The organism is Streptomyces sp. NPDC007907 (assembly GCF_042959365.1).
GTDB classification, from domain to species: Bacteria; Actinomycetota; Actinomycetes; order Streptomycetales; family Streptomycetaceae; genus Streptomyces; species Streptomyces indiaensis.
Window position 1 is genome coordinate 1 of sequence record NZ_JBIBKR010000014.1, and the last position, 10,796, is coordinate 10,796.

Genomic DNA, 10,796 nt, shown 5'->3' on the forward strand with positions numbered 1-10,796 from the left:
GAGGGCTACGGCGTGCAGGGCGGCGTCCAGGAGTGCGGGGTGCAGTCCGAAGCCGTCGGTGGTGGTGTCCTCGGGGAGGGCGACCTCGGCGTAGATGTCGTCACCGAGCCGCCAGGCGGCACGCAGACCCTGGAACACCGGCCCGTACGAGAGACCCGCATCGGCGAGGTTCTCGTAGAGACCCTCCACGCCGAGGGGCTCGGCGCCCTTCGGCGGCCACACCGACAGGTCGAAGGACGCCTCCGGCGTGCTCTCCGCGAGGAGGCCGACCGCGTGACGCGTCCACGGCACCGCGGCATCCGCCTCGTCGAGCCGCGAGAAGATCGCGACCTGCCGCCGCCCACTTCCGTCGGCCGCGTCCACGGCCACACGTACGGCGATGCCGCCACGCTCGGGAAGGACCAGCGGGGCCTGGAGCGTCAGCTCCTCCAGGGACCCGCAGCCGACCTGGTCACCGGCGTGGATGGCCAGCTCGACCAGTCCGGTCCCGGGGACGAGGACGGTGTCCATGACGGTGTGGTCGGCGAGCCAGGCGTGCGACTGGAGCGAGAGGCGGCCCGTCAGGACAATGCTGTCCGTCTCGGGCAGCGACATCGCCGCGCCGAGGAGCGGGTGCCCGGTATTACCGAGGCCAAGGCTCGTGGCATCACCGGCTGCGGCCGTCGCCTCCAGCCAGTAGTGCTGGTGCTGGAAGGCGTAGGTGGGCAGGTCGACGCGGCGCGCGCCCCGGCCTGCGAAGACGCCGTCCCAGTCGAGTTCGGCGCCGTGGATGTGGGCGGTGCCGATGGCCTGGGTGAGGGTTTCCGCTTCCGGGCGGTTCTTGCGGAGTACGGGCGTGAAGAGTGCTTCTTCGCTGCCGGACGCGATTTCCTGGGCCAGGGCGGAGAGGGTGCCGTCGGGGCCCAGCTCGATGAAGGATGTGACGCCCTGCTCGGCCAGGTAGGCGATCCCGTCGGCGAAGCGGACGGCCTGGCGGACGTGGCGTACCCAGTAGTTGGCGGTGCAGAGGTCTTCGGGGGTGGCGAGCCGGCCGGTGAGGTTGGAGACGACCGGGATGCTCGGAATGCTGTACGCAAGCCCGGAGGCGATGGTGCGGAACTCATCCAGCATGGGTTCCATGCGGGGGGAGTGGAAGGCGTGGCTGACGCGGAGCTGGTGGACCTTGCGCCCCTGTTCACGCCAGTGCTCCAGCACCTCGACGACCGCAGTCTCGTCACCGGAAACCACGACCGAGGTGCGCCCGTTGATGGCGGCGATAGCGATCTCGTGCTCACGGCCTTCCAGAAGCGGAAGGATCTCCGCCTCCGTGGCCTGGATCGCGGCCATGGCCCCACCGGCCGGGAGAGCCTGCATGAGGCGTCCACGAGCGGCGACGAGCTTGGTCGCGTCGTCGAGAGTGAAGACCCCGGCCACGTGCGCGGCAGCCAGCTCACCGACGGAGTGGCCGACGAGGAAGTCAGGGGTCAGGCCCCACGCCTCCACCAGGCGGAAGAGTGCGACCTCGATGGCGAAGAGCGCGGCCTGCGTGTAAACGGTCTGGTCGATCAGACCGGCGTTCGTCTCGTCCGTGCCGAAGACGACGTCCTTCAGCGGACGCTCAAGGTGCCCGTCAAAGTGCGCACACACCTCATCAAAGGCAGCAGCGAACACGGGATAGGTCTCGTACAGTTCGCGGCCCATTCCGGCCCGCTGGCTGCCCTGCCCCGTGAACAGGAACGCCAGCTTGCCGCGCCGCACGCTCCCTGAGGTGACGGCACCGTACGGCTCGCCCACAGCCAACGCCTGCACACCCGCCAGGAGTTCGTCCACATCGGAGCCGGTGACGACGGCCCGGTGCTCGAAGCGGGCCCGCGTCACAGCGAGGGAGTAGCCCACGTCCGCCGGACGCAGCTCGGAGTTCTCCCGTACGAAGGAGTGCAGCCGCTCGGCCTGCGCCCGCAGCGCCCCCTCCGTCTTACCGGACAGCACCCACGGCACAACCCCACCGACGACCGGAGCCTCGGAGCCCGCCTCCTCGACGGTGGTGTCGACGGCAGCCGGCGCCTGCTCCAGGATGATGTGGGCGTTCGTGCCGCTGATGCCGAAGGACGACACCGCCGCTCGGCGCGGCCGGTCGGAGCCGGACCACTCCCGTGCCTCTGTCAGCAGGGAGACGTCGCCCGCCGACCAGTCGACGTGCGGGGAGGGTTCGTCGATGTGCAAGGTCTTGGGCATGACGCCGTGGCGCAGCGCCATGACCATCTTGATGATGCCGGCGGCACCGGCGGCGGCCTGGGTGTGGCCGATGTTGGACTTGATCGAGCCGAGCCACAGCGGCTCGGAGCCCTCGCGGTCCTGGCCGTACGTGGCCAGCAGCGCCTGCGCCTCGATCGGGTCACCCAGTCGCGTGCCCGTGCCGTGTGCCTCGACCACGTCCACGTCACCGGGTGTCAGGCCCGCCGACGCCAGGGCCTGGCGGATGACGCGCTGCTGGGAGGGCCCGTTGGGGGCGGTGAGGCCGTTGGAGGCGCCGTCCTGGTTGACGGCGGAGCCTCGGACGACGGCGAGGACCTGGTGGCCGTTGCGCTTGGCGTCGGAGAGGCGTTCGACGAGGAGCATGCCGACGCCCTCGGACCACGCGGTGCCGTCCGCGGCACCGGCGAAGGCCTTGCAGCGGCCGTCACCGGCCAGGCCGCCCTGGAGGGCGAAGTCGATGAACGTATCCGGGTTCGGCATGACGGTGACACCGCCGGCCAGCGCCAGCGAGCACTCCCCGCGACGCAGTGCCTGAACCGCCAGGTGCAGCGTGACCAGCGAGGACGAGCACGCGGTGTCCACGGTCACGGCCGGACCCTCAAGACCGAACGTGTACGAGACACGGCCGGACACGACACTGCTGGAGTTGCCGGTGCCGAGGAAACCGCCGACCCCGTCGGGGATGTCCGTCACGCGAGCGGCGTAGTTGTGGTACATCACACCGGCGAACACACCGGTCGAGCTGCCGCGTACGGAGGCCGGGTCGATCCCGGCCCGCTCGAACGCCTCCCAGGACGCTTCGAGGAGCAGTCGCTGCTGCGGGTCCATCGCCAGCGCCTCACGCGGCGAGATCCCGAAGAAGCCGGGGTCGAACTCGGGTGCGTCGTGCAGGAATCCGCCGGCCAGCGCGTACTTCGTGCCCGGGCGCTCCGCGTCCTCGATGAACTGGTCCTCGACGTCCCAGCCGCGGTCGGTGGGGAACCGCGAGGTTCCGTCGCCGCCCCGCATCAGAAACTGCCACATCCCCTCGGGCGTGGTGATTCCGCCCGGGTAGCGGCAGGCCATGCCGACGATCGCGATCGGCTCGTCGTCGGTGAGCACCACGGGAGCGGACGCCGCCGCCTCCACGGTGTCCGTACCGCCGAACTCGGTGAGCAGGAAGTCGACCAGGGACAGCGGGTTCGGGTAGTCGAAAACGAGGGTGGCGGGGAGGCGGAGGCCGGTCGCGGTATTGAGCTGGTTGCGCAGCTCGACCGCGGTGAGCGAGTCGAAGCCCAACTCCTTGAAGGCGCGGGCCGGTTCGACGGTGGCAGGGTTGTCGTAACCCAGGACGTGGGCGACGTGGGTGCGCACCAGGTCGAGGAGGTGTGCCTGGCGCTCCTCGTGCGTGAGGGGGGCGAGGCGCTGCGCGAGGGCGCCGGTCTCGACGGCCGCGGTGTGAGCGGTCCGGCGTGCGGGGGAGCGGACGAGTCCGCGCATGAGGGGCGGTACGCCCGCCGAAGCGGCCTGGGCGCGCACAGCGGCCAGGTCCATGTGCGTCGGCACGAGCAGGGCGGCGCCGGTCGTCCATGCGGCGTCCAGGAGCCGCAGGCCCTCGGCGTGGGTGAGGCCGGTCATGCCGCCGCGGCTCATGCGGTTGGCGTCGGTGTCCCCGAGGTCCGCGGTCATGCCGCCCGCCTGCTCCCAGACGCCCCACGCGAGTGAGGTCGCGGGCAGGCCGAGCGAGTGGCGGTGGTGGGCGAGAGCGTCGAGGAACGTGTTGGCGGCGGCGTAGTTGCCCTGGCCCGCGTTGCCCATGACGCCCGCGGCCGAGGAGAACAGGACGAAGGCGGAGAGCCCCAGGTCCCACGTGAGTTCGTGGAGGTTGAGGGCGGCATCGGCCTTCGGGCGCAGGACGGTGTCGAGGCGTTCGGGGGTGAGGGAGCCGATGACTCCGTCGTCCAGAACGCCGGCCGTGTGGACCACGGCGGTCAGCGGACGTCCGGCGTCGATCGAGTGGAGCAGGGCCTCCAGCGCGTCGCGGTCGGCGGCGTCGCAGGCGGCTATCTCGACGGTGTCCGCGCCGAGTTCGGCCAGCTCGGCGGCGAGCTGCGGGGCGCCTTCGGCGTCGAGTCCTCGGCGGCTGGTGAGCAGCAGGTTGCGTACGCCGTGCTCGGCCACGAGGTGGCGGGCCACGAGTGAGCCGAGGGCGCCGGTGCCGCCGGTGATAAGGACCGTGCCGGACGGGTCCGGCACGACGGCCGCCGTCTCGGCATCGGCGGCGGGCACGCGCGCCAGCCGGGGCGCCCGTACGAGGCCGTCACGCAGGGCTGCTTCCGGCTCGTCGGAGGCGAGGAAGGGCCACAGCAGGGCGAGTTCGAGCGACGCGCCCTCGGTGCCGGTGCCTGTGCCGTTGTCAGTGCCGCTGTCGGTGTCGAGGAGTACGAACCGGTCGGGGTTCTCGGCCTGCGCGGACCGTACGAGGCCCCAGACAGGCGCGTTGACCAGGTCACGGACGGTGTCGTCCGGTCCGGCGGCGACGGCGCCGCGCGTGACGAACACCAGGCGGGAGTCGGCGAACCGGTCTTCCGCCAGCCAGCCCTGGATGAGGGCCAGCGCGTGATGCGTGGCCCGATGGGCGGCAGCGGCCGTGTCCGTACCCTCGCGGTCGGTCAGCGGGACGAACACGACCTCGGGGATCGTCTCGGCGCCGGCCAGCTCGGCCAGGCCCGGGAAGGCTCGGCCCTCGGCGAAGGAGCCCGGCTCACCGAGCACCGCCCAGGTCGCAGGCGCGGCCGACGGCACGGACAGCTCGGGCCACTCCACGCGGAACAGCGAGTCGGTGAAGCCACCTCGGCCCGCCGAGAGCTGCTCGGCCGTGACCTGGCGGAAGACGAGGGAGTCGGTCGAGGCGACCGGCGCACCGGCCTCGTCCGCCATGGCGAGGGCCAACCCGTCGGTTCCGGTCGGCGTCAGCCGTACGCGCAGGGTCGACGCGGCCGTGGCGTACAGGGACACACCACTCCACGCGAACGGCAGACCGGTCCCCGTGTCCTCCTGCGGCGACGCGCTCAGCGAAGTGGCGTGCAGGGCGGCGTCGAACAGCGCGGGGTGGAGCCCGAAGCCGCCGGTCGGGGTGGACTCGGGCAGGGCGACCTCGGCGTAGACGGCGTCGTCCAGCCGCCAGGCGGCGCGCAGGCCCTGGAACACCGGCCCGTAGGACAGTCCCGTACCGGAAAGGTTCTCGTAGAGGTCCGCGACCTCAAGGGACTCGGCGCCCTTCGGCGGCCACACGGACAGGTCGAAGGAGGCCTCCGGCGCGCTCTCCGCCAGGAAACCGGCGGCGTGACGGGTCCACGGCTCCGCTTCCGAGCCCTCGGGCCGGGAGAAGACGGCCACCGGACGCCGCCCGAGCGTGTCCACGACCTCCACGGTCACGCGCAGGACGACGGCACCGCGCTCGGGGAGGACCAGCGGGGCTTGGAGCATCAGCTCGTCGACGTGGCCGAAGCCCACCTGGTCACCGGCGTGGATCGCCAGCTCGACCAGACCGGTCCCGGGCAGCAGGGCCGACCCCATCACGCGGTGCTCTCCGATCCACGGGTGGCTCTGCAACGAGATGCGCCCGGTGAGGACGAGCGTGTCCGAGTCGGGCATCACCACAGCGGCACCCAGCAGCGAGTGCTCGGTTGCGGACTGCCCGAGCAGGGAGACGTCGCCCGCGGGGACGGCCATCTCCAGCCAGTAGTGGTCGTGCTGGAAGGCGTAGGTGGGCAGGTCGACGCGGCGCGCGTCGTGGCCTGCGAAGACGCCGTCCCAGTCGAGTTCGGCGCCCTGGATGTGGGCTTGGGCGAGGGCGGAGGTGAGGGTTTCGGTTTCGGGGCGGTTCTTGCGGAGTACGGGGGTGAAGAGTGCCTCTTCTGTGTCGGTGAGGGTTTGCTGGGCCAGGGCGGAGAGGGTGCCGTCGGGGCCCAGCTCGATGAAGGACGTGACGCCCTGCTCGGCGAGGTGGGTGATGCCGTCGGCGAAGCGGACGGCCTGGCGGACGTGGCGGACCCAGTACTCGGGTGAGCCGATGTCCTCGGGGGTGGCGAGCTGGCCGGTGAGGTTGGAGACGACCGGGATGCTCGGAGTGCCGTACGCAAGCCTGGAGGCGATGGGTCGGAACTCGTCCAGCATGGGTTCCATGCGGGGGGAGTGGAAGGCGTGGCTGACGCGGAGTTGGTGGACCTTGCGGCCCTGTTCACGCCAGTGCTCCAGCACCTCGACTACGGCGGTCTCGTCACCGGAAACCACGACCGAGGTGGGTCCGTTGATGGCGGCGATGGCGATCTCGTGCTCGCGGCCTTCCAGAAGCGGCAGGATCTCCGCCTCCGTGGCCTGGATCGCGGCCATGGCCCCACCGGCGGGGAGCGCCTGCATGAGGCGTCCGCGAGTGGCGACGAGCTTGGTCGCGTCTTCCAGGGTGAAGACCCCGGCCACGTGCGCGGCGGCCAGTTCGCCCACGGAGTGGCCGACGAGGAAGTCAGGGGTCAGCCCCCACGCCTCGACGAGCCGGAAGAGTGCGACCTCGATGGCGAAGAGCGCGGCCTGCGTGTACACGGTCTGGTCGATCAGACCGGCGTCCGTCTCGTCCGTGCCGAAGACGACGTCCTTCAGCGGACGCTCAAGGTGCCCCTCAAAGTGCGCACACACCTCATCAAAGGCAGCAGCGAACACGGGATAGGTCTCGTACAGTTCGCGACCCATTCCGGCCCGCTGGCTGCCCTGCCCCGTGAACAGGAACGCCAGCTTGCCGCGCCGCACGCTCCCCGAGGCCACCGCACCCGACGCATCCCCGGCGGCCAACGCCTGCACACCCGCCAGGAGTTCGTCCACATCGGAGCCGGTGACGACGGCCCGGTGCTCGAACCGGGCCCGCGTCACAGCGAGGGAGTAGCCCACGTCCGCCGCACACAGCTCGGAGTTCTCCCGTACGAAGGAGTGCAGCCGCTCGGCCTGCGCCCGCAGCGCCCCCTCCGTCTTACCGGACAGCACCCACGGCACCACCCCACCAGCAACAGGAGCCTCGACGGTCTCGGAGGCCTCCGCCTCCCCCGCCGTGGCCGGCGCCTGCTCGATGATGGTGTGGACGTTCGTACCGCTGACGCCGAACGACGAGATGCCGGCCCGGCGCGGGTGCCCGGTCTCCGGCCACTCCCGTACCTCGGTCAGCAAGGAGACAGCGCCCGCCGACCAGTCGACCTGCGGGGTCGGCTCGTCGACGTGCAGGGTCTTCGGCAGCAGGCCTTCCCGCATCGCCATGACCATCTTGATGACACCCGCGACACCCGCGGCCGTCTGGGTGTGGCCGATGTTGGACTTGATCGAGCCGAGCCACAGCGGCTGGTCCGCGTCGCGGCCCTGGCCGTAGGTGGCCAGCAGTGCGCCCGCCTCGATCGGGTCGCCGAGCCGCGTGCCGGTGCCGTGCGCCTCGACCACGTCCACGTCGCCCGGCTCCAGGCCCGCGCCGGCCAGCGCCTGGCGGATGACGCGCTGCTGGGAAGGGCCGTTGGGGGCGGTGAGGCCGTTGGAGGCGCCGTCCTGGTTGACGGCGGAGCCTCGGACCACGGCGAGGACCTGGTGGCCGTTGCGCTCTGCGTCGGAGAGCCGCTCCAGCAGAAGGAGCCCCGCGCCCTCGGACCATCCGGTGCCGTCCGCGGCGCCCGCGAAGGCCTTGCAGCGGCCGTCACCGGAGAGGCCGCGCTGCCGGCTGAACTCGATGAAGGCGCCCGGGGTCGCCATGACGGTGATACCGCCCGCCAGTGCCAGATCGCACTCGCCCTGGCGCAGCGACTGCGCGGCCAGGTGCAGCGCGACGAGCGAGGACGAACAGGCCGTGTCGACGGTCACCGCGGGGCCCTCCAGCCCCAGCGTGTAGGACACGCGGCCGGAGATGACGGAGGACTGGGTGCCGGTGAGGAAGTAGCCCTCGGTCCCCTCGGGGGCGTCGTGCGCGTCGATGCCGTAACCCTGGGAACCGGCGCCGATGAAGACGCCGCCCTGGCTGCCGCGCAGCGACAGGGGGTCGATGCCCGCACGCTCCAGGGCCTCCCAGGAGGCTTCGAGGAGCAGTCGCTGCTGCGGGTCCATCGCCAGGGCCTCGCGCGGCGAGATCCCGAAGAACCCGGCGTCGAAGCCGCCGGCACCGTCGATGAAGCCGCCCTCGTACGCGTACGTGGTCCCGCTGCGCTCCGGGTCCGGGTCGTACAGGTCGTCGATGGGCCAGCCGCGGTCGGTGGGGAACGGGGAGATGGCGTCGCGGCCTTCGAGGACGAGCTGCCAGAGTTCCTCGGGCGTGCTGACACCGCCCGGGTAGCGGCAGCTCATCGCGACGATGGCGATGGGCTCGTCGTCCGCCGCCGGGCCGGTGAGGGCGGCCTGACGCGCCGGGTCGGCCGCGCCGGTGTCGTCGGCGCCGAGCAGTTCGGTGAGGACGAACCCGGCGATGGCGTCGGCGTTCGGGTAGTCGAAGACGAGCGTCGTGGGCAGCGTGAGCCCGGTCGCGCCGTTGAGGCGGTTGCGGATGTCGACCGCCGTGAGCGAGTCGAAGCCCAGCTCGCGGAAGGCCGAACCGGGTTCGATCGCCGTCGCGTCGGCGTGGCCGAGTGCGGCGGCGGCCTGCGTGCGGACGAGGTCGAGGACCAGTTCCCGCTGCTCGCCCGTCGACAGGCCGCTCAGCCGCCGCGCGAGCGCGTTGCCGTCCGCGGGCTCGGCGGAACCCGCCGTCTCCGCTTCCAGGACGCTCCGTACCTCGGGAAGGTCCTCGATGAAGGGACGTCGGCGGATGGCGGAATAGGCGGGGGCGAACCGGTCCCAGGCGAGGTCGGACACGCACACCGTGGTCTCGTCGTGCGCCACGGCCTGGACCAGGGCGGACACGGCGAGTTCGGGGTTCATGCGCTTGAGGCCGACGCGCAGCATGGCCTCTTCGTCGCCGTCGGTGCCCATGCCGCCGCCGCCCCACAGGCCCCAGGCGATGGACGTGGCGGTACGGCCCTTGGCGCGGCGCCGCTCGGCGAACGCGTCGAGGAAGGAGTTGCCCGCGGCGTAGGCGCCCTGATCGGCGCCGCCCCACACCGCGGCGGCGGAGGAGAAGAGGACGAAGGCGTCCAGAGGCGTGTCTCCGAGCAGGTCGTCGAGGTGGGTGGCGCCCGCCGTCTTGGCCGCGACGACGGCGGCCACCTCGTCGAGGGCGCTGTCCATGAGCGACCCGGTGTCGCCGACACCGGCGGCGTGCACGACCGCCATCAGCGGCCGGGCCTCGTCGGCCTCCAGGTCCGCCAGGACGGCGGCCAGCGAATCGCGATCGCCCGCGTCACACGCGGCGATGGTGACCTGGGCGGTCCCGAGCCCGGTGAGTTCGGCACGCAACTCCTCGGCGCCGGGCGCCTGATCGCCGCGCCGGCTGGTGAGGACCAGGTGCTCGGCACCGTTGGCCGCCGCCCAGCGGGCGACATGGCCGCCGAGCGCGCCCGTACCGCCGGTGATGAGGATCGTGCCGCGCGGCGTCCACGAACCGCCGGCCGAGTCGGCGAGCGGCGCCCGGACGAGACGACGGCCGAAGATCCCCGTCGAGCGTATCGCCAGCTCGTCCTCCGCGCCGAGACCGGCCAGGACGTCGGTGAAGCGGGCGAGCGCGGGCGCGTCGACCGTCTCGGGCAGGTCGATCAGACCGCCCCAGCGGTCGGGGTGTTCGAGCCCGGCCACCCGGCCCAGGCCCCAGACCTGGGCCTGCGCCGGGTCGGCGGCCCGGTCCGAGCGGCCGACGGACACGGCGCCGCGGCCGGCGAGCCACAGTGGCGCCTCGACCCCGGAGTCGCCGAGGGCCTGGACGAGTTCGAGCGTCCCGGCGAGCCCCGACGCCACGTGGGGGTGGCCGGGGTGCGGGGCCGTGTCGAGGGCGAGCAGCGAGAGCACACCGTCGACGGCGCGGTCGCCCACGGCCTCACGGATCAGCCCGGCGAGCGAGGCGCGGTCCGAGCCGGTCGCGCTCCACTCCACCCGTACGGTCGTGACACCCCGGCCGTGCAGGGCCTGCTCGGCGGCGGGCACCCAGGCGTAGGTGTCACCGTCGGCCGGAACCACCAGCAGCCAGGTGCCGGAGAGACGTTTGGCCGGGGCGACGGACAGGGGCTTCCAGGTGACGCGGTACCGCCAGGCGTCGACGGTGTTCTTCCGCCGGTTCTGGCGCCGCCACGTCGACAGGACCGGCAGCGCGGCTTCGAGCCACTCGGGCTCGACCTCACCGTCGAAGTCGAGCGCGGCGGCCAGCGCGGCCGTGTCCTCCCGCTCCACGGCCTCCCAGAAACGCGTTTCCTCGGGGGCGGCGGCATGAGCGGCCGCCGCCTCCACGGGCTCAGCGGCTTCGAGCCAGTAGCGCTGGTGCTGGAAGGCGTAGGTGGGGAGGTTGACGCAGCGCGCGTCGTGGCCTGCGAAGACGCCGTGCCAGTCGAGTTCGGCGCCGTGGATGTGGGCGGTGCCGATGGCTTGGGTGAGGGTTTCGGTTTCGGGGCGGTTCTTGCGGAGTACGGGGCTGAAGA

General features: G+C 72.2%; 1 protein-coding gene. It reads right to left on the bottom strand.

Annotated features, from left to right (window positions below):
- Nucleotides 1–10,796, bottom strand: a 10,796-nt coding sequence (locus ACFZDI_RS35810; protein WP_391256723.1) for an SDR family NAD(P)-dependent oxidoreductase, incomplete at both ends; no start/stop codon positions are given.